The following is a 23673-nucleotide window of genomic DNA, read 5'->3' on the forward strand; positions in this document are numbered from 1 at the left end:
CTATCAGGCCGCTCCGGCGCCTTGCGATGCACCGCACCAGACGCCGCGGCCTTCCCGACCCTGACCCATCGGACAGGCCCTAGACTCTGCGGTGCACATCGCGACTGGCGTACGGGGAAACAACCTCGAGGAAGCGGTGTGCGGGAAACCTCACGAGGTGCCGCCCCGCCTGGGCACCCCGGGACCACGACCGGACCACCGATCGACCGCCCCGGAGGACACCATGTCGATGCACCCCATGTCGCAGCCCCTTTCGCACCCCGCGCTGAGCGTCGCCGACCCCGAACTGGCCGCGCTGGTCGGCGCCGAGGAGCAGCTCCAGGCCGACACCCTGCGGCTGATCCCCAGCGAGAACTACGTCTCCGCCGCCGTCCTGGAAGCCACCGGCACCGTCCTTCAGAACAAGTACAGCGAGGGGTACGCGGGCCGTCGCTACTACGAAGGCCAGCAGAACATCGACCAGGTGGAGACGCTGGCCGTCGAGCGCGCCAAGGCCGTCTTCGGCGTCGAGCACGCCAACGTCCAGCCGTACTCCGGCTCGCCCGCCAACCTCGCCGCCTACCTGGCCTTCGCCGAGCCCGGCGACACCGTGCTGGGCATGGCGCTGCCGATGGGCGGCCACCTCACCCACGGCTGGGGCGTCTCGGCGACCGGCCGGTGGTTCCGCGGGGTGCAGTACGGCGTCCGGCCCGGCAGCGCGCTGATCGACTTCGACGAGGTGCGCGACCTCGCCCGCAAGGAACGCCCGAAGATCATCTTCTGTGGCGGTACGGCCGTGCCGCGCACCATCGACTTCGCCGCCTTCGGCGAGATCGCCCGCGAGGTCGGTGCCGTACTCGTCGCCGACATCGCCCACATCGCCGGTCTGGTCGCGGGCGGCGCCCACCCGTCGCCGGTGCCGCACGCCGATGTCATCTCCACCACGACGCACAAGACGCTGCGCGGGCCGCGCGGCGCGATGCTGATGTCCCGGGCGAGCCACGCCAAGGCCGTCGACAAGGCCGTCTTCCCCGGTCTGCAGGGGGGCCCGCACAACCACACCACCGCCGCCATCGCGGTCGCCCTGCGCGAGGCGGCCGCCCCGTCGTTCCGGGACTACGCCCATGCCGTCGTCGCCAACGCCAAGGCGCTCGCCGAGGCGCTGCTGGCCCGCGGCTACGACCTGGTCTCCGGCGGCACCGACAACCACCTGGTGCTGATCGACCTCACCTCCAAGGACGTCCCGGGCAAGGTCGCCGCCAAGGCCCTGGACCGGGCCGGCATCGTCGTCAACTACAACACCGTCCCCTTCGACCCCCGCAAGCCCTTCGACCCCTCCGGCATCCGCATCGGCACCCCGTCCCTCACCTCCCGCGGACTGGGCACGGACCGGATGCCGCTGGTCGCCGAGTGGATCGACCGGAGCGTTCAGGCCGCGGCCAAGGGCGACGAGGACGCGCTGGCGGTGATCCGCGGCGAGGTCGCGGAGTTGCTGGCCGGCTACCCGGCGCCGGGTCTTCCGACGGACTGACGCCGCGGTTCCACGGCACCCCCGGCTCACCGGCCCGTGCTCAGCCGGTGAGCCGGACCGGCAGGACGTGGGTGCTGTTGCTGACGAAGCTCGGGTGCGCCGGGAGCTCGACGTCCGGGACGGCGAGGTCCAGCGCCGGATACCGGGTGAACAGCGCCTGGAGGGCCACGGTCGCCTCCAGCCGGGCCAGCGGCGCGCCCAGGCAGTAGTGCGGGCCGTGGCCGAAGGAGAGGTGCCGGGCGGCGGGCCGCCGGGTGACGTCGAACCGGTCCGCGTTCGCCCCGTAGGCGTCCGGATCGCGGCCGGCCGCCGAATAGGAGGCCAGCATCGGGGTGCCGCGCGGGACGAGGGTGCCGCCGATCTCCAGGTCCCGGACCGGGTAGCGGAACGGGAAGTGGGCGACCGGGCTGTCGTAGCGCAGCGTCTCCTCGACCACGTCGTCCCAGCTCGCCCGCCCGGCCAGGACCAGCTCCAGCTGGCCGCGGTCGGTGCACAGCGCCCGGACTGCGTTGGTGATCAGGTTCAGCGTGGTCTCGTGCCCGGCGATGATCAACGACAGCAGGGTGCCGACCAGCTCCGGTGCGCTGAGCCGGTCGCCGTCCTCCTCCCGGGCGGCGAGCAGCGCGCTGGTCAGATCGTCACCGGGGTCCGCCCGCCGGGCCTCGGCGACCTCCGTGAGGAGGGCGGTGATCTCACCGTTGGCCGCCTGCACCTCGGCCGCCGTGCCGGTCGTGCCCACGATCAGGTTCGACAGCCCGTGCAGCCGGTCGCGTAACGCGGCCGCCACACCCAGCAGTTCGCAGATCACGCTCATCGGCAGCGGATAGGCGAAGTGCCGGCGCAGCTCCACCGTGCCCCCGGCGTCCGCGGCCCGCGGCAGCGCGTCGAGCAGCCCGGCCGTCAGCTCCGCGATCCGCGGTCGCAGCGCCGCCACCCGCCGCCCGGTGAACACCTGCGTCACCAGGCCGCGCAGCCGCCGGTGGTCCGCCCCGTCGGCGGTCGTCATCCCCTCGATGGCGGCGAAGAGGGTCAGCGGCCAGCCGGGCGGCACCGTGCCGTCGTGCAGGGCGGTGAAGTGGCAGGCGCTCTTGGCGACTTCGGGGTGCGCCAGCATCTCGCGCAGCACCTCGTGGCGGGTGACGGCGACCGCGGGCACCTCCCCGGGCAGCAGCACCGGCACCACCGCCCCGTCCTCCCGCAGCCGTGCGTCGGCCGCGGCCCGGGCGGCGCCTCCGGGGGCGAGCCGGTGCGGCTCCCGGCCGGAGTGTGCGGGGCAGGCGGCGGCGGTCGGGGGCACGGGGCGGATGGCGTCGGTCATCGGCGGTCCTCACAGATCGGGGCGGAGATCCGGGGCGGTGCACAGGCCCGCACGGACGCGGACCACGACTGCACGGACCACGATTCCAGCTCCCGCCCGCCCCGAACAGGCCGCCGCAGTGCCGCTGCCCTCCCGTCCGCGCGGCCGGAACCGCGGCCGCGCCGCCGCTTGCGCCACCATGCGCCTCGGCCCCCTTGCGGACCTGAGACAATCGGTGCCATGGCTCACGATCGCCCGCGCGTACTCTCCGGTATCCAGCCCACGGCCGGCTCCTTCCACCTCGGCAATTACCTCGGTGCGGTGCGCCAGTGGGTGGCCCTGCAGGAGTCCCACGACGCCTTCTACATGGTGGTCGACCTGCATGCGATCACGGTCCCGCAGGACCCGGCGGAGCTGCGCCGCAACACCCGGGTCGCGGCCGCCCAGCTGCTGGCCGCCGGCCTCGACCCGGAGCGCTGCACGCTCTTCGTCCAGAGCCATGTGCCCGAGCACGCCCAGCTCGCCTGGGTCATGAACTGCGTCACCGGCTTCGGTGAGGCCTCGCGGATGACCCAGTTCAAGGACAAGTCGGCCAAGCAGGGCGCGGACCGTACGACGGTGGGCCTGTTCACCTACCCCGTGCTGATGGTCGCCGACATCCTCCTCTACCAGGCCGACCAGGTCCCGGTCGGCGAGGACCAGCGCCAGCATCTGGAGCTGACCCGCGATCTCGCGGACCGCTTCAACACCCGCTTCGGCGACACCTTCACGATCCCGAACCCGTACATCGTCAAGGAGACGGCGAAGATCTTCGATCTTCAGGACCCGTCGATCAAGATGAGCAAGTCCGCCTCCTCGCCCAAGGGCATCGTCGACCTGCTCGACGACCCCAAGGTCACCGCGAAGAAGGTCAAGAGCGCGGTCACGGACACCGACACGGTCATCCGCTTCGACCGCGAGGCCAAGCCGGGCGTCAGCAACCTCCTGACGATCCTCTCCACGCTCACCGGCACCTCCGTCCCGGACCTGGAGCGGTCCTACGAGGGCAAGATGTACGGCGCGCTCAAGACGGATCTCGCCGAGGTGATGGTCGACTTCGTCACACCGTTCCGCGACCGCACGCAGGAATACCTCGACGATCCCGAGACCTTGGACGCGATCCTGGCCAAGGGTGCGGAGAAGGCTCGCGCGGTCGCCGCCGAGACCCTCGCCACCACCTATGACCGGCTCGGATTGCTGCCGGCGAAGCACTGACGGGACCGTTTGCGAGACGGGCCGGCTCCGGCCGCGCGGGGCGACCGGAGCCCGGGAAATCCACCCCGCGAAGCCCGGGAGCCCGCTTGTCACAGGAGCAGGGGACGCTCCCCGCAAGCGGCGCCCACCCGGCACACTAAGAGGGTGCGCGAGCGCGCCGCACACACGTCAGGAGGGAGAACACAGTGGGGACCGTAACGCTGGGCGTTTCGATCGCGGTCCCGGAGCCATACGGCAGCTTCCTCCAGAGGCAGCGCGAGGGCTTCGGGGACCCTGCCGCACCGGGTATCCCCACGCACATCACCCTCCTCCCGCCGACGGAGGTCTCCGCCGGGGCGCTGCCCGGCATCGAACGCCACCTCGCCGAGGTCGCGGCCGGCTTCCGCCCCTTCCCGCTCCGCCTGGAGGGCACCGGCACCTTCCGCCCGCTCTCCCCGGTGGTCTACGTGAAGGTCACCGAGGGCGAGGCGGGCTGCACCGCGCTCCAGGCCCGCATCCGCGCCGCCTCCGGCCCGTGCGCCCGCGAGCTGCAGTTCCCGTACCACCCGCACGTCACCGTCGCCCACAACATCGCCGACGCGGACATGGACCGCGCCCAGGCCGGCCTCCGGGACTTCTGCGCGACCTGGACCATCGGCGGCTTCGCGCTCTACGAGCAGGGCGCGGACGAGGTGTGGCGCCTGGAGCGGGAGTTCCCCTTCCCGCCGCAGACGGCCGGCGTCCCGCGTCAGGCCGCCGATCTCTCCCGGCCGCCCGCGCCGTCCTGCTGACACCCGCCGCCGGCGCTCGGCGCGCCGGCCGCCGGCCCAGGCCCGCCCCGTAGCGGAAGTCCGCACGGCGGCCGCATGCACGGGCCGGACGGGCGGTGCCGTACCCGATGGCCGACCGGGACGTATGGGAAACGGCACGTCCGGGGTACCCGGACGTTAGTGTTCCGGTCAGCCGGGGCACCGGCCGGAACATCCAGCCCGGGCCGGCGGGCGCGTGGGCACGAGGGGAATGCCATGGACTGGTTGCGCACACTGCCGGTGATCGGACCGCTCATCGGCCGGCTGATGACCACTCACCTCTGGCGCGCCTACGAGCGGATGCTCCGGGTGCACTGGACCCGGCTCGCCGCCGCGATCACCTTCACCAGCTTCGTCGCCCTCTTCCCGCTGCTCACCGTCGCCGCCGCGATCGGCGCCGCACTGCTCAGCGACGCACAGCTGCACACGCTGGAGCACAAGCTCGCCGAACAGCTCCCCGGCCTCTCCGACCAGCTCGACATCGCCGGCCTCGTCGCCCACGCCACCACCGTCGGCCTGGTCGCCGGTGCCGCGCTGCTGTTCACCGGCATCGGCTGGGTCGACTCGCTGCGCGACTGCCTGCGCGCCGTATGGGAGAAGCCCGACGAGGACACCAACTTCTTCCTCGGCAAGCTCCGGGACGGCGCGCTGCTGCTCGGGGTCGGCGGTGTCGCCGTGCTCTCCCTGGCCTGCTCGACCTTCGCGTCCGCCGCGGTGGGCAAGGTGGCGGAGGTGATCGGCCTGCCGGAGGGCGGCGTCGGCAGCATCCTGCTCTCGGCCGCGGGGTTCGTGATCGCCGTCCTCGCGGACTTCCTGCTGCTCGCCTACATACTGACCCGGCTCGCCGGCGTCCATCCGCCCCGGCGCTCCGTCGTGGTCGCCGGGCTCCTCGGCGCGATCGGCTTCGAAGCGCTGAAACTGCTGCTCAGCGGCTATCTCCAGGGCGTCGCCGCCCGGAGCATGTACGGCGCCTTCGGCACCCCGGTCGCGCTCCTGCTGTGGATCAACTTCACCGCGAAGCTGCTGGTGTACTGCGCTTCCTGGACGGCCACCGAGGGGAAGAGGCACACGGTGGGCGAGGAGCTGAAGGTGCCGGGGGAGGGGCCGGACGACACCCCGGGACGGGAACGGCCGGACGGGACGGAACGGCCGGAGGGCAAGGAGGGACCGGAGGGCTGGGAGGGGCCGCAGCGCCCCCGGGCGGCCTGACGCCACCCGCGCGCTCCGGCCCCGGGCGCCGCCGGCCCGGCCCCGGCCCGTCTCCGCCACCCGGCCCGCTCCGTACTACCCGGCGCCGCTCACTTCCCGGAGCGGCGCCCCCGTACCCGCTCCGGGAGCGGGCGGCGACGGTGCACGGCGAACGCCACCGCGCCCAGCAGCGCCAGGGTCCCGCCGGCGACGCCCACCGCGGTCCAGGCGCCGCCCGATCCGCCGGAGCTGTCCAGCGAGGCCTGGTTGTTGTCGTGCGCGCCCTTCTTGTCCTTGGGGCCCACGGCGCCGGTGCCGTCGTCCTCGCTGCGGGGGCCGACGAGACGGCCGACCGGTTCCACCTTGTCGGCCGCCGCAAAGCCCCAGTCGAGCAGCTTGGCGGCCTCCCGGTAGCCCTCGTTGTGCTCCCGCTTCTCCGGGTGCATGACCGTGACCAGCAGCTTGCGGTCACCGCGCTGGGCGACACCGGTGAAGGTGGAGCCGGCGTTGGTGGTCGAACCGTTCTTCACCCCGGCGATCCCCGGGTACGGCTTCATGTCGAAGTCGCCGCTGAGCAGCCGGTTGGTGTTCTGGATGCCGAACGAGGCGCGCTTGCCGCCCTTGCCCTTGTCCCCGGGGAACTGAGCACTGGCCGTCGAGCAGTACTCGCGGAAGTCGGCGTTCTGCAGTCCCGCCCGGGCGAACAGGCTCAGGTCGTACGCGCTGGAGACCTGGCCCGGCGCGTCATAGCCGTCCGGCGTCACCACATGCGTATCGGTGGCGTTCAGCTCCTTCGCCCGCTGCTGCATCTGGGCGACGGTGGCCTTCGTCCCGCCGTTCATCGACGACAGCGTGTGCACCGCGTCGTTGCCGGACCGCAGGAAGACCCCCAGCCACAGGTCATGGACCGTGTAGCTCAGGTTCTCCTTTATCCCCACCAGGCTGCTGCCGATGCCCATGCCCGCGAGGTCGGCGGGCTTGACCGTGTGCTTCTGGTTCTTCGGGAACTTCGGGAGCACGGTGTCGGCGAAGAGCATCTTCAGCGTGCTGGCCGGGGCGAGGCGCCAGTGCGGGTTCTTGGCGGCCAGCACCTTGCCGGTCTCCGCGTCGGAGACGATCCAGGAACGGGCCGTCAGCGCGTCCGGCCCCGGCAGCTTCGGGGCGCCGGGCTTCGGCGCCACCTGGACGCCGGGTGCGCCCAGCCGGTCCCCGCCGATCTGCGACATCTTCGCCGGCGGCGCGGGAGCCTTGGGATCGGCGTACGCGGTGCCGGCCAGCAGCGGTGAGGCCACCAGCCCGGAGACGGCCAGCGCGGCGGCGGTACGCAGGCGGAAGCCCGAACGCGCCGCGTGCCCGGCGGTGGCGGACAAAACGGCCGGGGCAGTCGGCGCGGCCGCAGCGGTCAGGTCGGTGGGGTCGGGGGAAGCCGTGGAGGCACAGGAGGTCGTCGGCACGTCGGTGAACGTACCCGGCTTTTCCCGTGCCGCCGACAGCACCCCACGGAAGAGTGCCCCTGCCGCCCGCCGGATGGAGCCGCTGCCCATACTGGGATCTATGAAGCTCTCTCGCCCCGTGTCCTGGTTCCTGCTCGCCTTCGGGGTGTGGAGCTGGTTCATCTGGATCACTTTCGTCAAAAACCTCTGGAAGGACGGGAGCGGTCTCGCCTTCGACGACGCGGGTGACCCGACCGCCTACTTCTGGGTCCATCTGCTGCTCGCGGTGGCGTCCTTTCTCTTGGGGACGGTGATTGGTGTGATCGGGTTCCGCGGAGTCCGCGCACTGCGCCGCGAGGCCGCCGACCGCACCGCTGACCAGCCCGTCTCTCCTTCCTCGTCCGCCTCCTGACCGACGGGAACGGGGAGCCGCCGTGATCTTCGCGCTGATCGTGGTCCCGGTCCTCGGACTGTTCTTCGGCGTGCACCGCTATCTGTGGTGCCGGCTGGTCCGTGACACCACGAAACCCGGCAGCCGGCCCCGCCGCGCGGGCACCGCCGCCGCCTTCGCCCTCCCGCTGATCGCCCTCGGCGCCGTGCTGTCCGGCCCGGCCGGCCTTCCCTTCCCCGTCCAGCAGACCCTGGCCTGGCCCGGCTACCTGTGGCTGGCCATGGTGCTGTATCTCACACTGGCGCTGCTGGCGGGCGAGGCCGTCCGGGCGGCGGGGCTGTGGGCCCTGCGCCGCCGCGAGGCCGCGGAACCCGACCCGCCGGCCACCGCCCCCGCCCCGCCCGCCGGCCCTCCCGGCCCCGCGTCCCCCTCCCCGGTCCCTTCTCGGACCCCCACCCTCCTCCCGCCCGGCACCCCCGCCCTGCCGCCACCCGCGACCCCGCCCCGCCGGCTCTTCCTCGCCCGGGCGGTCGCCGCCGGCGCCTCCCTGGCCGCCACGGCCGCCGTCGGATACGGCACCGCGACGACCCTGCGCGGCCCGGTGGTGAAGCGCGTGACGATCCCGCTGGCCAAACTGCCGCGCGCCGCCCACGGCTTCCGGATCGCCGTCGTCAGCGACATCCACCTCGGCCCGATGCTCGGCCGCGCCCACACCCGGCGCGTCGTCGAGGCCGTCAACAGCACCTCCCCCGATCTGGTGGCCGTCGTCGGCGACCTGGTCGACGGCAGCGTCGCCGACCTCGGCCCGGCCGCCGAGCCGCTGCGCGAGCTGCGCTCCCGGCACGGCGCGTACTTCGTCACCGGCAACCACGAGTACTACTCGGGCGCCGGCCAATGGGTCGACCACGTACGCGAATTGGGCATCCATCCGCTGGAGAACGCGCGGACCGCCCTCCCCGGCTTCGACCTCGCCGGCGTCAACGACATCACCGGCCAGACCGAAGGGGCCGGCCCGGACTACGACCGGGCGCTCAGCGGCCGGGACCCGGCCCGCGCCGTCGTTCTGATGGCCCACCAGCCGGTGACCATCCACGACACCGTCCGGTTCGGGGTGGACCTCCAGCTCTCCGGCCACACCCACGGCGGCCAGATGTGGCCCTTCACGTATGTCGCCGCCGCCACCAACCCCACCGTCGCCGGGCTGCGGCGCTACGGCGACACCCAGCTCTACGTCACCCGCGGCGCGGGCACCTGGGGACCGCCGGTGCGGCTGGGGGCGCCGCCGGACATCACGGTGGTCGAACTCGCCTCGCTGCGGGCCTGATCGCTAAGGTGATCACCGAATGGCTCGGTTGCGCCGAGAAGGTAACAACCCCTCTACAAACTGCGGCCTCATCCTGCGTCAATCCGGACAGATCCCGACATTCGATCTTGCAGTAGCAGGGGCCAACTCCCTAGTATTTATTGACTTCATATTGTCCTCGGCGTGACGGCTTTGCGGGGCGGTGCGAGCGGGACGAGCGGGGAACGGGGAGAGCGGTAATGAGCGAGCGGTTCAAGGTCGACCTCGACGAACTGGACGGCGTGGTACGCCAGCTCCGGCGCCTTCGAGCCGATATGGATGAACCCAGCCAGAAGGTGAAATACAGCACGACGATCCCGATGTCGGCATTCGGCGTCGATTTCCTCGAGGCCGGGAAACTCGCCAAGGCCCATGACGGCATGCAGGAGTACATGTCGCAGGTCATCGATGCGCTCCAGGACCTCATCCACCGGTTCGGCGAGAAGACGGAAGCCAGCCGGGGCGCGTACGAGGACCAGGAGCACGAGACCAAAACATCCATGAACGGCTGAACGGCTGAGCGGCCCGCGGGATGCACGGACGAGAGACGGAGCTGGAAATGAAGGGGGGCCTGCATGGTTGACGCCAAGCAGGAGTACGACAACGCCAAGGCGATGGAGCAACAGCGCAAGAACCACGAGCGGGAGGAGCGGCTCAAGTCGTTCAAGGGTCAGCAGCTGACCCCCCGTTCGCCGTCCGATTTCCATCACCACGGCATCGACGCACTCCGCGCGATGATCGCCAACGCCAACCCTGAGGCGATCGAGACCTCCGGCCACCACTGGCGGGCCTCTGCCGACCAACTCGGCGGCCAGGACGGCCAGGGCGGTATCCGCAAGTCCTTCATGGACGCCGTCGAGCACGCCACGGCGCACTGGGAGGGCACGGCGGCCCAGGCGTTCCGCAGGGAAGCCGGCAAGGTCCTGGAGAAGATCGACCGGACCTACCAGCACTCCCGCAACGTCGAGTCCACGCTCATCGGTTCGCGCTCCTCGGGGCCGGAGGTCGGCGTCGCGCACAACCTGCGCGAGGCCAAGGCGACGATGTCCAAGATCCATGACCCGGGCCTCGTGGACCGGGCCAAGGACGACAGCGGCGACGACAGCCAGTTCAAGCGGGACATGCAGAACCCGAAGATGGACACCCGCATGGCGCTGGAGCTCAACCGGGACAACCTGTCCCTGAGCAAGGAGCGCCAGGTCGAGGCGGTCATCGTGATGGATGAGCTGGCGGCGCATTACGACGGGCAGGGCAAGCGGCTCAACGACGGGATCGAGCCGGGCGGTCCCGGCGACGACTGGCCGAAGCCCCCGTCCTCCCACCCGTCGCCGCCTCCGGTGCGGATGCCCGTGATAGGTGGCACCCACCCGAAGGACTCGTCGTCGGGCTCGGGCACGCCCAACGGTGCGGGCGGCCACGCCGTCCCGAAGGGCTTCGACAGCCCGCACCACGTGGCGCGGCCCGAGGTGCCGGTCACGACCGGGCTGGACAGCGTGCAGGGCGGCACTCTTGCTCCGCCGTCGGTCGGCGGCGGTATCAGCGGCGGCACGGCGGGCGGCGCTCACGGCATGCCCGGCGGTGCGGGCGGTGGCTTCCCCGGTGGTGCGTTCGCCTCCGGGGCCATCGGTGCGGCGGGTGCCTTCGGTGCCGGCGGGATGCGCGGCGGCATGCCGGGCGCCGGCCTCGGCGCGGGCAAGGCGGGCGCGGCCGGTGCGGCCGGGCGCGGTGGCTCGCAGGCGCGCACCCGCGGCGGTCTGGTCGGCAAGCCGGGCGGCCCGGCGGGCGGCGCCAAGCAGGGCGGCTCGGGGCTGCACCGCAGCCGCGGCGGCAAGCAGGCGGGCATGGCGGGCGCCGCCGGAGCCAAGGGCAAGGGCAAGGGGGACAACAAGGAGCGCGGACAGCGCCCCGACTACCTCGTCGAGGACGAGGAGACCTGGACCCCCGAACGTCAGGTGGCCCCTCGCGTCATCGAGTAGCCCGACGATAACGTCGCATGCGGCCAATGAGGCATGGCCCCGCACCCGAGTGTGCGGGGCCTTTCCTCAGGCGGGACAATGCCGCCCGGAGCACAGCAAGAAGGAGCGAGGATGAGGGTCACCCGAACACTGCGCGCGACGGCGGGTGCTGCGCTGACCGGAGCGCTGCTGCTGGCTGCGAGCGGTACCGCCTCCGCGGATCAAGTACGCAAGGATCTGTGGCCGCTGGAGGCGTTCGGGTCCCAGCAGCTCTGGCAGGAAGCCACCGGCAAGGGCGTGACGGTGGCCGTGCTCGACAGCGGCTTCCGGGAGACCCATCAGGACCTGACGGGGCAGTTCCTTCCCGGGCCGGACTTCGGAAAGGCCACGGAAGCCGAGGGCGCCAAGCACCTTTCCGCCGGTCAGGACATCCGGGACCACGGCACCGCGATGGCCGGAATCATCGCGGGGCACGGACACGGTCCGCACGGCTCCCAGGGTGTCAAGGGGCTGGCACCGGACGCGAAGATCCTCCCCGTCCCGGAGTACAAGAACAGCGGACAGGCCACCCGATGGGCCGTGGACCACGGCGCGGACGTCATCAACATGTCCTATGGCGGGGACCTGGCGGGTGACACCTGCGAATCCATTCAGTACGCCCTGAAGAAGGGCGTCGTGGTCGTGGCGGCCGTGGGCAACGACGGCTGGTCCCAGAAGAGCTATCCAGTGGGCTGCAAGGGGGCGATCGGCGTCGGCTCGGTCGACCAGTACGGCGAGGCCTCCGACGACAACAACTACAACTCGGACATGGATCTGCTCGCGCCCGGAGTGAAGATTCCGGTGGCGATGGGCAAGAGCGACTCCGCCTACCGCACGTCCGCGGACGGCAGTTCGGCCGCCACCGCGTACGCCTCCGCCGCCGCGGCACTCCTCAAGCAGAAGTTCCCGGACCTCACTCCCGGCCAGATCGCCAACCGTCTGGTGAAGACCGCCGGACTCGCGCAGGCCGAGAAGGACAAGCACCTCAAGCTGCCCGACGCGCACTACGGCTACGGCTTCATCCAGCCCGGTCCGGCCCTGCGCCGCCACATCGAGGCGGGCCCGGCACAGGGCCCGTTGCCGATGCCGGACGACAAGGCGTCCCAGAACGCCGCCGGAAAGGGCTTCGACCCGGACCCGCCCATGAGCGGCAAAAAGGCGATCATGCTCTACGGCGGCATCGGCCTCGGCGTCCTCGTCGTCGCCGGCATCATCATCGCCATCGTGGTCTCCGTCCGCCGCCGCAACAACCCCCGCCCCCAGGCCTGGGGCTGACGGCGGCCGTATCCGTCCCGTCCGGCGGAAAAAATCAGGCGACGCGGCCCCGGCCGTCCGGCTAGCTTCGCTGGTCATGGACCCCGTAGGTGACAAAGCAATACGTGCCTCCTTCGTCAACTGCTCGAAGGGGGAGGCGAGCAGGCTCCCGCTGCCGCCGGGGCTGGCCGGTCTCCCCTGGGACGACCTGGACTTTCTCGGGTGGCGTGATCAGGGGGCGCCGGACCGGAGCTATCTGGTCGCGCCGCGGGGCGACGCGCTGGTCGGGGTGACGCTCCGGGTGCCGCAGGGCGTCCGGCGGAGCTTCACCAAGACGACGGTGTGTTCGGTCTGCGTGACCGGGCATCCGGGCTCCGGTGTCAGCCTGCTCGCCGCGCGCCGGGCCGGCCCGTTGGGACGGCAGGGAAACACCGTCGGCACCTATCTGTGCGCCGACCTCGCCTGCTCCCTCTACGTCCGGGGACGCAAGCGGTCCCAGCTCGCCGGGCGGCACGAGGAGACGCTGCCGCTGGAGGAGCGGATCGCCCGTACGGTGCGGAATCTGGATGCCTTCTTGGACAAGGTGCTGGAGGGCGAGCGCTGACGGCAGCGGGGGAGCGGGCAGTTGCTCCCCCGCTGCGGCAAGGCCTCAGGTCCGGGACGCCGGCCCCGGCGCTCCCGGTCCGCGGATTCCTCAGGCGCGAGTGCCCGGCCCGACGTCCTTGGAACCGACGTCCTTGGGCCCGGCGTCCTTCCCCCCGCTTTGCTTCGCCGACCGCCCGGACCGCCCCGACAGCAGGAACTCGCCCAGTACCGCCGATATTTCGCGCACCAGGGGCCGTACGACACGGAAGCGGGAGGCGGCCACGGCGCGGGCGACGAGGGGGGCGCTGCGCTCCACCAGGGCGCGGGTGCGGGTGCACCCCGGTGAGCGGTCGTACACCCAGTACAGGACCATTCCCATCTGCTGCATCCACAGCAACTGCGGCAGCTGCTCGGCGAGTTCGGGCGCGTACGTGATGTCCGACCCGGCCAGCGTCCGCCGGTGGAGCTCGATGGCGGCCTCCCGCGGCCCCTGGGACTGTGCGGAGAACGGGCTGAGCGGACTCTCGGGATCCGCGGCGTTCTTGAAGAACTGGGTCGCGAACTCGTGATACGGCTCGGCGACGTCCAGCCAGGCGAGCAGGACGCCGCGGATCCGCCGGGCCAGGTCCTTCTCCCGGTCCAGCACGTCCTGGACGGCCTCGGTGTGCTGCTCGCCGATACGGTCGTAGAAGCCCTGGACGAGGTGTTCCTTGGACGCGAAGTAGTAGTAGGCGTTGCCGACGGAGACCCCGGCCTCCTGGGCGATGGCCCGCATGGTGGTCTTGTCGTAGCCGCGGTCCTGGAAGAGGCGCAGGGCCGTCTCCAGGATCACCGTCCGGGTCCGCTCGCTCTTGGTGCCCGACGCGGAGCGGCGCTGCGGGCCGGTCCCCTCGGCCGCGCCCTCGGCGCCCGTCGCGTCCGTTGTTGCTTCGTCCACCCCCCGACCCTAGCCGGAGCCGGCCGTGCACCCGCCGAGGCCCAGCAGGACGACACCGAGCTCCGCTCAAGTCCGTCGACCCCTATGGGCGTTCGGCCACGGCGGGGTGCCCGGAGGTGCGCGGCGGCCCGGAGGCTACCCGCCGGTTCCGGTTGCGGCCGTCCGTCCCCGCACAGATCCTCGTGACCACACCGCTCGGACAGTGCCGCAGAAGCAGGGGGACAGGTGCTCAGAGTGCATTTCACGGCGCAGGATCTGGCGCGTACGCGGGTGTCCGACGGGGCCGACCCGCTCTGGGAGACGGCGCTGAGCCTGCACAGCCTGCGGGTCAGCCGGACCGAGCCGGCGCTGGCGGCCTGGCGGCGGCATGCCGTGCGGCACGGTCCGGGGCCGCTGCCGACGCTGTTCGCGCTGGTCCCGCTGACCGGCTACTTCCCCGACTTCCTCACCCCGTTCGCGTCCCAGTACGGGGTCGAGTCCGGTCTGGAGGCCGTGATGAGCACCCCGCGGCAGCGGCTGCGGGCCGAGCTGACGCGGCTGTCCGGGCACCGGGCGCTGCCGGGGTGGGCGCGCGGTATCGCGGAGGGGGAGCCGGCCGCACTGCGGCGGCTCGCGCGCGGCCTGCGGACGTACCACCATCTGGCGGTGGCGCCGGCCTGGCCACGGATCGCGCAACGGGTCGGCGCGGACCGGGAGTTGCGCAGGCACGCGGTGCAGCAGGCCGGAGTGGAGGCGATGCTGCGGACGTTCGGAGCGTCGATGCGCTGGCGACGGCCGGTGCTGGAGGTCGACTATCCGGTGGAGCGGGAGCTGCACCTGCAGGGACGGGGCCTGGTCCTCGTCCCCTCGTACTTCTCCTGTGGCCACCCGCTGGCGCTGGTGGACGAGGCGCTGCCGCCGGTGCTCGTGTACCCGGCGCAGACGGACGGGCAGGCCGAAGGGCCCCGCCTCCGGGGATACGGAGGCGAGGCCCTTCGGGACGTACCGGCGCTGCTCGGCGGCCGGGTCGGAACCCGGATCGCCGCCGGACTCAGAAGCGGCGGGTGATCAGCGCGCGCTTCACTTCCTGGATGGCCTTGGTGACCTCGATACCGCGCGGGCAGGCGTCCGTGCAGTTGAAGGTCGTCCGGCAGCGCCAGACGCCGTCCTTGTCGTTGAGGATCTCCAGGCGCTGCTCGCCGCCCTCGTCGCGCGAGTCGAAGATGAAGCGGTGCGCGTTGACGATCGCCGCCGGGCCGAAGTACTGGCCGTCGTTCCAGAACACCGGGCACGAGGACGTGCAGGCGGCGCACAGGATGCACTTGGTGGTGTCGTCGAAGCGCTCGCGGTCCTCGGCGGACTGCCGGCGCTCACGGGTCGGCTCGTTGCCGGTCGTGATGAGGAAGGGCATCACATCGCGGTAGGCCTGGAAGAAGGGCTCCATGTCGACGACGAGGTCCTTCATCACCGTGAGGCCCTTGATGGCCTCGACGGTGATCGGCTTCTCCGGGTTGATGTCCTTGATCAGCGTCTTGCAGGCGAGCCGGTTGCGGCCGTTGATGCGCATGGCGTCCGAGCCGCAGATGCCGTGCGCGCAGGAACGGCGGAAGGTCAGCGACCCGTCCAGCTCCCACTTGATCTTGTGGAGGGCGTCCAGGACGCGCTCCTTCGGGTCGATCTCCAGCTGGAAGTCCTCCCAGCTGGCGTCCTCCGAGATCTCCGGGTTGAACCGGCGGATCCGGAAGGTGACCGTGATCAGATGCGAGGCACCGTCCTCGGCCGCATCCAGCGCGGCGGAGTGCTTGTCGAGAGTCGGGGTGCTCATCAGTACTTACGCTCCATCGGCTGGTAGCGGGTCTGCACGACCGGCTTGTAGTCGAGGCGGATCGACTCGGTGCCGTCTGCGCCCACCTCGCGGTACGCCATGGTGTGCCGCATGAAGTTGACGTCGTCGCGGTTGGGGAAGTCCTCGCGGTAGTGACCGCCGCGGGACTCCTTGCGGGCCAGCGCGGACACCGCCATGACCTCGGCCAGGTCGAGCAGGTTGCCCAGCTCGACGGCCTCCAGCAGGTCGGTGTTGAACCGCTTGCCCTTGTCCTGGATGGACACGTTCAGGTAGCGCTCGCGCAGCTCGCCGATCTTCTCGACCGCGGTCTTGATCGTCTGCTCGGTGCGGAACACCATCACGTTGGCGTCCATGCACTCCTGGAGCTCCTTGCGGATCTCGGTGACCCGCTCGGTGCCGGTGGAGTTGCGCAGCCGCTCGACCTGGTCGAGGACCTGCTTCGCCGGGTCCTCGGGGAGCTCGACGAACTCGGCGGTGGCCGAGTACTCCGCCGCCGCGATGCCGGCCCGGCGGCCGAAGACGTTGATGTCCAGCAGCGAGTTGGTGCCCAGGCGGTTGGCGCCGTGCACGGAGACACAGGCCACCTCGCCGGCCGCGTACAGGCCCGGCACGACGGTGGTGTTGTCCCGCAGGACCTCACCCTCGACGTTCGTCGGGATGCCGCCCATGGCGTAGTGCGCGGTCGGCTGGATCGGGATCGGGTCCGTGTAGGGCTCGATACCGAGGTAGGTCCGCGCGAACTCGGTGATGTCCGGGAGCTTGGCGTCCAGCTGCTCCGGCGGCAGGTGGGTCAGGTCCAGGTAGACGTGGTCGCCGTCCGGACCGCAGCCGCGGCCCTCGCGGATCTCCGTGTAGATGGAGCGCGAGACGACGTCACGCGAGGCGAGGTCCTTCATGACGGGCGCGTACTTCTCCATGAAGCGCTCGCCGTCCTTGTTGCGGAGGATGCCGCCCTCACCACGGGCGCCCTCCGTCAGCAGGATGCCCATGCGCCAGATGCCCGTCGGGTGGAACTGGAAGAACTCCATGTCCTCCAGCGGCAGCCCGCGGCGGTAGGCGGCGGCCTGGCCGTCACCGGTCAGGGTGTGCGCGTTGGAGGTCACCTTGAAGAACTTGCCGGTGCCGCCGGACGCGAAGATGATCGACTTCGCCTGGAAGACGTGCACCTCGCCGGTGGCCAGCTCGTACGCGACGACGCCCGCGGACTTCTTGACGCCGTCGACGTCCTGGAGCAGCAGGTCGAGCACGTAGAACTCGTTGAAGAACTCCACGCCCTCCTTGACGCAGTTCTGGTACAGCGTCTGGAGGATCATGTGGCCGGTGCGGTCCGAGGCGTAGCAGGACCGGCGGACCGGGGCCTCACCGTGGTTACGGGAGTGACCGCCGAAGCGGCGCTGGTCGATCGTGCCGTCCGGCGTGCGGTTGAACGGCAGGCCCATCTTCTCCAGGTCGAGGACCGAGTCGATGGCCTCCTTCGCCAGGATCTCGGCGGCGTCCTGGTCGACCAGGTAGTCGCCACCCTTGATCGTGTCGAAGGTGTGCCACTCCCAGTTGTCCTCCTCGACGTTCGCGAGGGCGGCGGCCATACCGCCCTGGGCGGCGCCGGTGTGGGAGCGGGTCGGGTAGAGCTTCGTCAGGACCGCGGTGCGGCTGCGCTTGGTCGACTCGATGGCCGCGCGCATGCCCGCGCCGCCGGCGCCGACGATGACGGTGTCGTACTTGTGGATCTTCATGGTTCCAGTCAGCCCCGGCTTCACGAGATGTTCGGGTCGAAGGTGAAGATCACCAGCGTGCCCAGAAGGACGGTGAACACCGTCGCGGTGTACAGCAGCATCTTCAGCCAGAAGCGGGTGTTGTCCCGCTGCGCGTAGTCGTTGATGACCGTACGCAGGCCGTTGGCGCCGTGCAGCATGGCCAGCCACAGCATCAGCAGGTCCCAGACCTGCCAGAACGGGGAGGCCCAGCGGCCGGCCACGAACGCGAAGCCGATCTTGGAGACACCGCCGTCGAGGACCAGCTGGATCAGCAGGTGACCCAGGACCAGGACGACCAGCACGATGCCGGACAGCCGCATGAACAGCCAGGCCTGCATCTCGAAGTTGCCGCGGGAAGCGCTCCCGGTCTTCTTGGTGCGCTTGCGCGGCGGCTCGATGACCGGAGCGGGGTTGTCCACGTCGTAGAGCGAGACGCCGTCGGTCGCGCCCGCCGCCGTGGCCTCTGCGGAGGTGGTTTCAGCAGACATCACGCGTCAGCTCCCGAACAGCGTGCGCAGGGTGTGCTGCAGCACGGGGTAGAAGGCACCGGCCATCAGCACGACCCAGACACCGACAACGGTCCACAGCATCTGCTTCTGGTACTTCGGGCCCTTCGCCCAGAAGTCCACCGCGATGACCCGCAGGCCGTTGAGCGCGTGGAAGAGGATGGCGGCCACCAGGCCGTACTCCATCACGTTGACGAGAGGCGTCTTATATGTCGCAACGACGTTGTCATACGCCTCGGGGGAGACGCGTACGAGAGCGGTGTCGAGGACGTGTACGAACAGGAAGAAGAAGATGAGGACGCCGGTGACTCGGTGAGCCACCCAGGACCACATGCCTTCCCGGCCGCGGTACAGCGTTCCAGCCGGCACGGAAATACCCTCCGGGAGCGGGGATTGGGGCGCCAGCCGGCTTCTCTGTCGGTCGGGCCCGGCCGGGTACGGTCCTCCGGCCGCTGGTCATCGTATCGACGAGCTGTCGGTTCCTCGCGTGGGGGTCCTCAGGTGTGATCAAACAGGCACCCAACGGGCTATCACACCAGTGAGAACCGGGGCGTTCCCGGACACGGGCGACGATTCGCTACCCTACGGCGGCCATCAGCCGCCTCAGCCGGCCGCGGGCCAGCCGGCGCAGCTCGTCCGCGGTGACCGCCCGCTCCTCGTCCGCTTCGTTGTTCAGCCGGGTGCGGAGGGCGGACAGCACCTGGTCGAGCAGCTCGTCGTCGCGGTAGCCGTCCAGGCAGATGACGAAGACATGGCGAAAGCGCCGTTCGTATTCGGCGTGCGCGGCGCGCAGCGCGGTGTGGGCGGCCAGGGTGCCGGGCCCGCGGGCGCCGACGAGGGGCTGCGGGGAGAGCGACTCCTCGGCGAGCGCCTCGTCCAGCTCGGCCGGGTTCAGGTCGTAACAGGCCTCGTCGGAGGCGGCGAGCAGGGACTCCAGATCCGGATACGGGCGGTGCGCGGCAACCCGCTCGGCCCAGCGGCGGCTGCCGCAGCAGCGCAGGAGCACGGCGAGGTTGTCGTCCCGGGTCAGGGCGTTGAAGCGGGCGAGTCCGAGGCCCTCCATGCGGGGGCGCGGCAGCGCGGTGCCGCGGACCCACGACGATATGCCGCCCCAGGGCGTGTGCGGCGGGGGCAGCGTCGGCGGCCGGGCGGCCGGGGTGTCACCGGACAGCGTGGGCTCCTCGGACGGATGCGAATGGATGGTTTCGACGGGTGCGGGGCGGGCTGCTGAAGGAAGCTGGGGAGAAGCGGACCGAAGCCGGGACGCGGACGAAGCGGCGGAGGGTGTGACGGTGGTGCGTGTGACACGACACCCCGGCGGTATCCGGCGGTTCCTGGAGAGCCCTGTGAAGGGGGTGACCGCTGGAGACGCCACGCTAACGACGCTTGTCGACCACTGTCCGACGGATGCGCGAATTTCACCCGGATGAGAGAGCTCTCGCGCGTGCGGTGGACGACCGGCTCCGCGCACCTGGCAATGCCTTCGCCCCGAAAAGTGAGGATTGCACGATGTCGAATCCGATGCGGCCGCCGCGCACCCCGCGGCCCTCGGCCTCCCTCCGCCCCCGGACGACGATCCGGAGCGGCACCGCCCGGTCCGCCCTGCCGGCCGTCGCGCTCACCGGCGCGCTGCTGCTCGCCGGCTGCTCCGGCACCGCGGACACCGAGCCGCCCGGCAGCACCAGCGCCAAGATGAACCCCTCCCCGGCGACCACCCCCACCTGGGCGCCGGTGACCGGATCACCGCAGGTCATCCCCGCCGTCCGCAGCTTCCGCCGAGCCGATGGACGCGGCTGGCGCCCGTCCTCGGGGGCCCGCGTGGTGGTACCGGCCGGCGCGAAGAGCAACGTCGCCGACGAGGCCCAGCGGCTGGCCAAGGAACTCGGCGGGATGACCGTCGTCTACGGCGACCAGACGGTGCGGCCGGGTGACATCGAGGTGAAGCTGAGCGGAAAGAACGGGGCCGACAACATGCCCGTGCAGAGCACCGCCGACGAGGCGTACACGCTCACCGCCAGCGGTACCCGGCTCACCCTCACGGCCCCCACCGACGCCGGAATTTTCTACGGCACCCGCACCGTCAAGCAGGCCGTCCGCGCCGCGGGCGGTCTCCCCGAGGGCACCATCGAGGACCGGCCGGACCGCCCGCAGCGCGGCATGTCCCTGGACAACGCCCGCAAGCCGTACACCCAGGACTGGATCGAGGCCCGGCTGCGGGAGATCGCCGACCTCAAGCTCAACCAGTTCCAGCTGCACTTCTCCGACGACCAGGGCTTCCGCATCCAGAGCGACACCCACCCCGAGGTCGTCTCCGCCGACCATCTGACCAAGGCCCAGGTCCGCCAGATCATCGCGCTGGCGCGCAGCCTGCACATCTCCGTCGTCCCGGAGCTGGACTCGCCCGGCCACCTCGGCGCCGTGCTCGCTCACCACCAGGACCTGCTGCTGCACAAGGCGTCCGGCTCGGTGGTCCCGGGCGCGATCGACATCTCCAACCCCAAGGCCGCCCCGCTGATCGACTCGCTGCTGACGGAAATGAGCGAGCTGTTCACCAATCCCAAGGGCGCCCCGGCCTACTGGCACCTGGGCGGGGACGAGTACCAGGCGCTGATGTCGTCCTCCCCGTCCACCACGTATCCGCAGCTGGCCCGGGCCGCACGGCAGAAGTACGGGTCGGGCGGCACCGTCGAGGACCTGACGACCGGCTGGCTCAACGACCGGCAGAAGACGGTGGAGGCCAAGGGCAAGAACCGCATCGAGGCCTGGAACGACGGCTTCTTCGCGAGCCCCCGGGTGTCCGCCGACAAGAACCGGATGGTCGACTACTGGACCGGCAAGGAGACCGGCAAGCGTGACCCCGCGTCGTTCCTGCGCGAGGGCCGCAACGTCATGAACTTCAACGACGAGTACCTCTACTACGTCCTCGGCGAGCCCAACCAGTTCACCTATCCGACCGGCCAGCGGATCTACCAGAGCTGGACCCCGATGGTGCTCCGCGGCACCCAGCCGGTGGCGGTGCCCGCGAGCATGACGGGCCCGGACCGGATCCCCGGGGCGCGCTTCGCGATCTGGAGCGACCGGGCGCAGGCGCAGACCCAGCAGCAGGTGGCCGCCGGAATCCGGCTGCCGCTGGCGGCGCTGGCACAGAAGACCTGGGACCCGGGGACGCCCGCCCTGTCCTGGGCCGCCTTCCAGGCGCTGGCCAACCGGGTGTGAATCAGGTGAGAGAACGAGGACGGCCGGGGCCGCCACCCCCCACAGGAGAGGCCCCGGCCGTCGTTCGCGAAGGGCCATGACGGCCCCCTATCCGGTACAGCGCCGAACGGCCCGAAAGCGTCACACGGCGTACGGACAGAAGAACCGCCAGTGCTCTGGACGTGGGCCGGGGGAGGGCCGTAACGTGCGGATCTGTGCAGGTGAGCGCGGTGTTCGCGGCGTTTTCCGGCGGCGGAGGAGAAGGCCTTCGTCCCGGGGTTCCCGACGGGTGCAGGTGCGCTTTCGGCCGAGGCTCCGGCCAGTGCGTGCTCCCCGGTTTCCGGCGCCGTCGGGCCGGGGGCGCCTCCCCTCCCGGGTTCGGCGGCGGGCGGGCGCACACGTTACGGTCTGCGGGAGCATCCCGGTTACCGGGGGTTCCCGGCCGGCGGCAGCAGCAGTCGGCAGTGCAGCCACGGTGCCCGGTGGTTGTGGCCGGGCGGAGCAATGCAGCAAGGACCGGGCGGCGGACATTCCGCGTGCGACAGGATGGACCCGTGCGAGGGGACGACATTCAGCCGGACGACCGTCGGCTGACGGTGGCCGTGCAGGCGGCACAGGCCGGCGACGAGGCGGCGTTCCGTACCGTCTACCGCGCCGTACACCCCAGACTGTTGGGATATGTACGGACTTTGGTGAGCGAACCGGACGTTGAGGACGTCACGTCGGAAGCCTGGCTCCAGATCACCCGCGACCTCGCGCGCTTCAGCGGCGACGCCGACCGCTTCCGCGGCTGGGCCGCCCGTATCGCCCGCAACCGCGCCCTGGACCACATCCGGATGCGCGGCCGCCGCCCGGCGATCGGCGGCGACGAGAGCGAACTGGCCGACACCCCCGCCGCCTCCGACACCGCAGGCGAAGCGATGGAATCCCTCGGCACCGGCCGCACCATGCGGCTGATAGCCCGGCTGCCGCAGGACCAGGCCGAGGCCGTGGTGCTCCGGGTGGTGGTCGGACTCGACGCCAAGAGCGCCGCGCAGGTGCTCGGCAAACGGCCCGGCGCGGTGCGCACCGCCGCACACCGCGGGTTGCGGCGGCTCGCCGAGCTGATCGGCGACGCACCGGACGGCAGCCGGGACACACAGCAGGACAGCAGCAGGGACGAGAGCCACGACGGCGGCGACGAAGGCGCCGAGCAAGGCGAAAGTGCCCCCACGAGCCGGGTCGCGCGACGGCCGCGGGGAGGGGGCGGAACGGTGAGTGGGGTGCCCGTACAGGGTCGAAGACGCCGCGATGGCGTGGCGGAATCGTACGTACCAGGTGTGACGGAAACGGCCGCACGAACGCAGAAGGACATGTGATGGCCGACGACCGGTACAACTGGCTCGACAAGGACACCGCGGAGCGGTTGCTGCGCGGTGAACCGGTCGGTGCCCGGCACCGCGACGGCGCACGCGAACTCGAACAGCTCCTCCAGGCCGCCGCCGCGGTCGGCGCCAAGGTGCCGGAAACGGTCGAGCTGCCCGGCGAGGAAGCCGCCATGGCCGCGTTCCGCCGGACCGCCGACCGCGGCGCCGCGGCCCACACCCGCAGCCGCGGCGCCGACGAGGTGTTCGGGGGAGGGCGCAGCACCGCCGTCGCCGAACGCACCCGGCTCGGCCGCCCCGTGCGGCGCGGCTTCGCGGTCGCCCTCGCCGCCTGCGCCATCGGCGGCGTCGCCGTCGCGGCCGGCACCGGCGTGCTGCCCAGCCCCTTCCGGGGCGGCGATCCCGACCCCGCCTCCAGCGTCTCGGCCCCCGAATCCCCCGGCCCGCTCGACACCCGTGAGCCCGGCGCCCAGACCGACGGCACCACGGAGAGCACCCCCGACCCCACCTCCAGCGGGCAGGCGGCCGGCCCCGGCACCCCCGGACCCGGCAGCAGCCCCGGCGCCACTACGCCCGTCACCCCCGGCACCGGACATCAGGGCAACGGCGGCACCGGCGGGAACTCCGGGCACGGCGACAAGAAGAACCTCCTGCTCGCGCTCTGCCAGAGCTACGACTCCGGCAAGCGCGACGGCATGGACCGCGACGCCCTCCACCGCCTCGAACAGAAGGCCGGCGGAGCGGACAAGGTCCTCGCCTTCTGCCGCGCCTACCTGGCGCGGTACCAGCACCTCGGCAACTCCGGCGGCGGCAGCGGCCTCGGCGGCGCCACCGGCGGCACCGGATCCACCAGCGGCGTCACCGGCGGCGACGAAGACGACGAGGGCCACCCCTCCCAGTCGCCCGGCGCCACCCCGCCCGCCGGCACGTCCACCCCGGCCCCCGCCCCGTCGGCGACCGCCACGGATCCCGGAAACGCGACGCCCAGCACCACGCCCGGCACGTAGGTGTGACGTTTTTCGAGCGGGTGACGCAGTACTGAATGAAGCCGACTGG

Annotated in this window: 22 protein-coding genes and 1 riboswitch; of the genes, 14 read left to right on the plus strand and 8 right to left on the minus strand. The window is 71.5% G+C overall.

The window, feature by feature from the left end; translation table 11 throughout:
• Positions 1-90 precede the first annotated feature (90 nt).
• Positions 91-182: riboswitch (ZMP/ZTP riboswitch) on the plus strand.
• Positions 183-238: 56 nt separating this feature from the next.
• A complete protein-coding gene (locus BKA18_RS22470) occupies positions 239-1510 on the plus strand; it encodes a serine hydroxymethyltransferase (RefSeq protein WP_366044451.1) in 1272 nt (423 codons plus the stop codon).
• A 40-nt stretch (positions 1511-1550) separates the two neighbouring features.
• Here BKA18_RS22470 and BKA18_RS22475 read toward each other — a convergent pair whose 3' ends face one another.
• A complete protein-coding gene (locus BKA18_RS22475; RefSeq protein WP_366044450.1) occupies positions 1551-2828 on the minus strand; it encodes a cytochrome P450 family protein in 1278 nt (425 codons plus the stop codon).
• 219 nt (positions 2829-3047) lie between these two features.
• On the opposite strand from BKA18_RS22475, the gene trpS reads away from it, so the two are divergent.
• The 3 genes from trpS to BKA18_RS22490 all read left to right on the plus strand — a co-directional run bounded on the left by trpS (position 3048) and on the right by BKA18_RS22490 (position 6058).
• On the plus strand, positions 3048-4061 hold the full coding sequence (gene trpS / locus BKA18_RS22480) for a tryptophan--tRNA ligase (RefSeq protein WP_366044449.1): 1014 nt from the start codon (positions 3048-3050) through the stop codon (positions 4059-4061).
• 185 nt (positions 4062-4246) lie between these two features.
• Entirely contained in the window at positions 4247-4831 is a 585-nt protein-coding gene (locus BKA18_RS22485) for a 2'-5' RNA ligase family protein (RefSeq protein WP_093484786.1), read from the plus strand.
• Positions 4832-5065: 234 nt separating this feature from the next.
• Complete coding sequence (locus BKA18_RS22490) at positions 5066-6058, plus strand: YihY/virulence factor BrkB family protein (protein ID WP_366044448.1); 993 nt, start codon at positions 5066-5068, stop codon at positions 6056-6058.
• A gap of 89 nt (positions 6059-6147) precedes the next feature.
• Here the strand turns inward: BKA18_RS22490 and BKA18_RS22495 are convergent, their stop codons facing one another.
• A complete protein-coding gene (locus BKA18_RS22495) occupies positions 6148-7581 on the minus strand; it encodes a D-alanyl-D-alanine carboxypeptidase family protein (RefSeq protein WP_366044447.1) in 1434 nt (477 codons plus the stop codon).
• 10 nt (positions 7582-7591) lie between these two features.
• Between BKA18_RS22495 and BKA18_RS22500 the strand changes: the two genes are divergently transcribed.
• The 6 genes from BKA18_RS22500 (at position 7592) to BKA18_RS22525 (ending at position 13055) form a co-directional block, all read left to right on the plus strand.
• Complete coding sequence (locus BKA18_RS22500) at positions 7592-7882, plus strand: SCO4848 family membrane protein (RefSeq protein ID WP_093489064.1); 291 nt, start codon at positions 7592-7594, stop codon at positions 7880-7882.
• Positions 7883-7904: 22 nt separating this feature from the next.
• Entirely contained in the window at positions 7905-9185 is a 1281-nt protein-coding gene (locus BKA18_RS22505) for a metallophosphoesterase (RefSeq protein WP_366044446.1), read from the plus strand.
• Positions 9186-9403: 218 nt separating this feature from the next.
• Positions 9404-9715 carry a hypothetical protein gene (locus BKA18_RS22510; protein WP_235449792.1) on the plus strand — a complete coding sequence of 104 codons (312 nt, stop codon included), beginning with the start codon at positions 9404-9406 and terminating at the stop codon, positions 9713-9715.
• A gap of 63 nt (positions 9716-9778) precedes the next feature.
• Positions 9779-11179: a hypothetical protein gene (locus tag BKA18_RS22515; RefSeq protein ID WP_366044445.1), complete on the plus strand. Its 1401-nt coding sequence runs from the start codon at positions 9779-9781 to the stop codon at positions 11177-11179.
• Between the two features lie 111 nt (positions 11180-11290).
• Positions 11291-12472 carry a S8 family serine peptidase gene (locus tag BKA18_RS22520; protein ID WP_366044444.1) on the plus strand — a complete coding sequence of 394 codons (1182 nt, stop codon included), beginning with the start codon at positions 11291-11293 and terminating at the stop codon, positions 12470-12472.
• A gap of 76 nt (positions 12473-12548) precedes the next feature.
• Entirely contained in the window at positions 12549-13055 is a 507-nt protein-coding gene (locus tag BKA18_RS22525; RefSeq protein WP_006603623.1) for an FBP domain-containing protein, read from the plus strand.
• A 90-nt stretch (positions 13056-13145) separates the two neighbouring features.
• Here the strand turns inward: BKA18_RS22525 and BKA18_RS22530 are convergent, their stop codons facing one another.
• On the minus strand, positions 13146-13973 hold the full coding sequence (locus BKA18_RS22530; RefSeq protein ID WP_429638528.1) for a TetR/AcrR family transcriptional regulator: 828 nt from the start codon (positions 13971-13973) through the stop codon (positions 13146-13148).
• A 225-nt stretch (positions 13974-14198) separates the two neighbouring features.
• Between BKA18_RS22530 and BKA18_RS22535 the strand changes: the two genes are divergently transcribed.
• Positions 14199-15020, plus strand: a complete 822-nt coding sequence (locus BKA18_RS22535; RefSeq protein WP_366044443.1) for a DUF5937 family protein — start codon at positions 14199-14201, stop codon at positions 15018-15020.
• Here BKA18_RS22535 and BKA18_RS22540 read toward each other — a convergent pair.
• The 5 genes from BKA18_RS22540 to BKA18_RS22560 all read right to left on the minus strand — a co-directional run bounded on the left by BKA18_RS22540 (position 15004) and on the right by BKA18_RS22560 (position 19121).
• A complete protein-coding gene (locus tag BKA18_RS22540) occupies positions 15004-15777 on the minus strand; it encodes a succinate dehydrogenase iron-sulfur subunit (protein ID WP_093484797.1) in 774 nt (257 codons plus the stop codon). The genes BKA18_RS22535 and BKA18_RS22540 overlap by 17 nt on opposite strands.
• A complete protein-coding gene (sdhA, locus tag BKA18_RS22545) occupies positions 15777-17531 on the minus strand; it encodes a succinate dehydrogenase flavoprotein subunit (protein ID WP_006603619.1) in 1755 nt (584 codons plus the stop codon). Before sdhA ends, BKA18_RS22540 begins: the two co-directional genes overlap by 1 nt.
• 20 nt (positions 17532-17551) lie before the next feature.
• Positions 17552-18040, minus strand: coding sequence for a succinate dehydrogenase hydrophobic membrane anchor subunit (locus BKA18_RS22550; protein ID WP_006603618.1), 489 nt, complete (start codon positions 18038-18040; stop codon positions 17552-17554).
• A gap of 6 nt (positions 18041-18046) precedes the next feature.
• Positions 18047-18427 (minus strand): succinate dehydrogenase, cytochrome b556 subunit, encoded by a 381-nt coding sequence (gene sdhC / locus BKA18_RS22555; protein ID WP_006603617.1) that lies wholly within the window; start codon positions 18425-18427, stop codon positions 18047-18049.
• A gap of 208 nt (positions 18428-18635) precedes the next feature.
• Entirely contained in the window at positions 18636-19121 is a 486-nt protein-coding gene (locus tag BKA18_RS22560; RefSeq protein ID WP_006603616.1) for a 2-oxo-4-hydroxy-4-carboxy-5-ureidoimidazoline decarboxylase, read from the minus strand.
• A gap of 446 nt (positions 19122-19567) precedes the next feature.
• Between BKA18_RS22560 and BKA18_RS22565 the strand changes: the two genes are divergently transcribed.
• From BKA18_RS22565 to BKA18_RS22575, 3 genes are all read left to right on the plus strand, one after another.
• Positions 19568-21274, plus strand: coding sequence for a beta-N-acetylhexosaminidase (locus BKA18_RS22565; protein ID WP_366044442.1), 1707 nt, complete (start codon positions 19568-19570; stop codon positions 21272-21274).
• A 533-nt stretch (positions 21275-21807) separates the two neighbouring features.
• Complete coding sequence (locus BKA18_RS22570) at positions 21808-22611, plus strand: RNA polymerase sigma factor (RefSeq protein WP_040898534.1); 804 nt, start codon at positions 21808-21810, stop codon at positions 22609-22611.
• A complete protein-coding gene (locus BKA18_RS22575; protein ID WP_366044441.1) occupies positions 22611-23624 on the plus strand; it encodes a hypothetical protein in 1014 nt (337 codons plus the stop codon). Before BKA18_RS22570 ends, BKA18_RS22575 begins: the two co-directional genes overlap by 1 nt.
• Positions 23625-23673: the final 49 nt, after the last annotated feature.

Origin of the sequence: Streptomyces auratus (genome assembly GCF_050433025.1) — a bacterium.
Classification (GTDB): Bacteria; Actinomycetota; Actinomycetes; order Streptomycetales; family Streptomycetaceae; genus Streptomyces; species Streptomyces sioyaensis.

Excerpts from the sequence above, each read along its gene's own strand:
- BKA18_RS22470 (WP_366044451.1), top strand. The coding sequence starts at position 239 with ATGTCGCAGCCCCTTTCGCACCCCGCGCTGAGCGTCGCCGACCCCGAA.
- sdhA (WP_006603619.1), bottom strand. The coding sequence starts at position 17,531 with ATGAAGATCCACAAGTACGACACCGTCATCGTCGGCGCCGGCGGCGCG.
- BKA18_RS22525 (WP_006603623.1), top strand. The coding sequence starts at position 12,549 with ATGGACCCCGTAGGTGACAAAGCAATACGTGCCTCCTTCGTCAACTGC.
- BKA18_RS22520 (WP_366044444.1), top strand. The coding sequence starts at position 11,291 with ATGAGGGTCACCCGAACACTGCGCGCGACGGCGGGTGCTGCGCTGACC.
- BKA18_RS22550 (WP_006603618.1), bottom strand. The coding sequence starts at position 18,040 with ATGTCTGCTGAAACCACCTCCGCAGAGGCCACGGCGGCGGGCGCGACC.
- BKA18_RS22500 (WP_093489064.1), top strand. The coding sequence starts at position 7,592 with ATGAAGCTCTCTCGCCCCGTGTCCTGGTTCCTGCTCGCCTTCGGGGTG.
- BKA18_RS22560 (WP_006603616.1), bottom strand. The coding sequence starts at position 19,121 with ATGGAGGGCCTCGGACTCGCCCGCTTCAACGCCCTGACCCGGGACGAC.
- BKA18_RS22575 (WP_366044441.1), top strand. The coding sequence starts at position 22,611 with ATGGCCGACGACCGGTACAACTGGCTCGACAAGGACACCGCGGAGCGG.
- trpS (WP_366044449.1), top strand. The coding sequence starts at position 3,048 with ATGGCTCACGATCGCCCGCGCGTACTCTCCGGTATCCAGCCCACGGCC.
- BKA18_RS22565 (WP_366044442.1), top strand. The coding sequence starts at position 19,568 with ATGTCGAATCCGATGCGGCCGCCGCGCACCCCGCGGCCCTCGGCCTCC.
- BKA18_RS22475 (WP_366044450.1), bottom strand. The coding sequence starts at position 2,828 with ATGACCGACGCCATCCGCCCCGTGCCCCCGACCGCCGCCGCCTGCCCC.
- BKA18_RS22490 (WP_366044448.1), top strand. The coding sequence starts at position 5,066 with ATGGACTGGTTGCGCACACTGCCGGTGATCGGACCGCTCATCGGCCGG.
- BKA18_RS22495 (WP_366044447.1), bottom strand. The coding sequence starts at position 7,581 with ATGGGCAGCGGCTCCATCCGGCGGGCGGCAGGGGCACTCTTCCGTGGG.
- BKA18_RS22510 (WP_235449792.1), top strand. The coding sequence starts at position 9,404 with ATGAGCGAGCGGTTCAAGGTCGACCTCGACGAACTGGACGGCGTGGTA.
- BKA18_RS22515 (WP_366044445.1), top strand. The coding sequence starts at position 9,779 with ATGGTTGACGCCAAGCAGGAGTACGACAACGCCAAGGCGATGGAGCAA.
- BKA18_RS22540 (WP_093484797.1), bottom strand. The coding sequence starts at position 15,777 with ATGAGCACCCCGACTCTCGACAAGCACTCCGCCGCGCTGGATGCGGCC.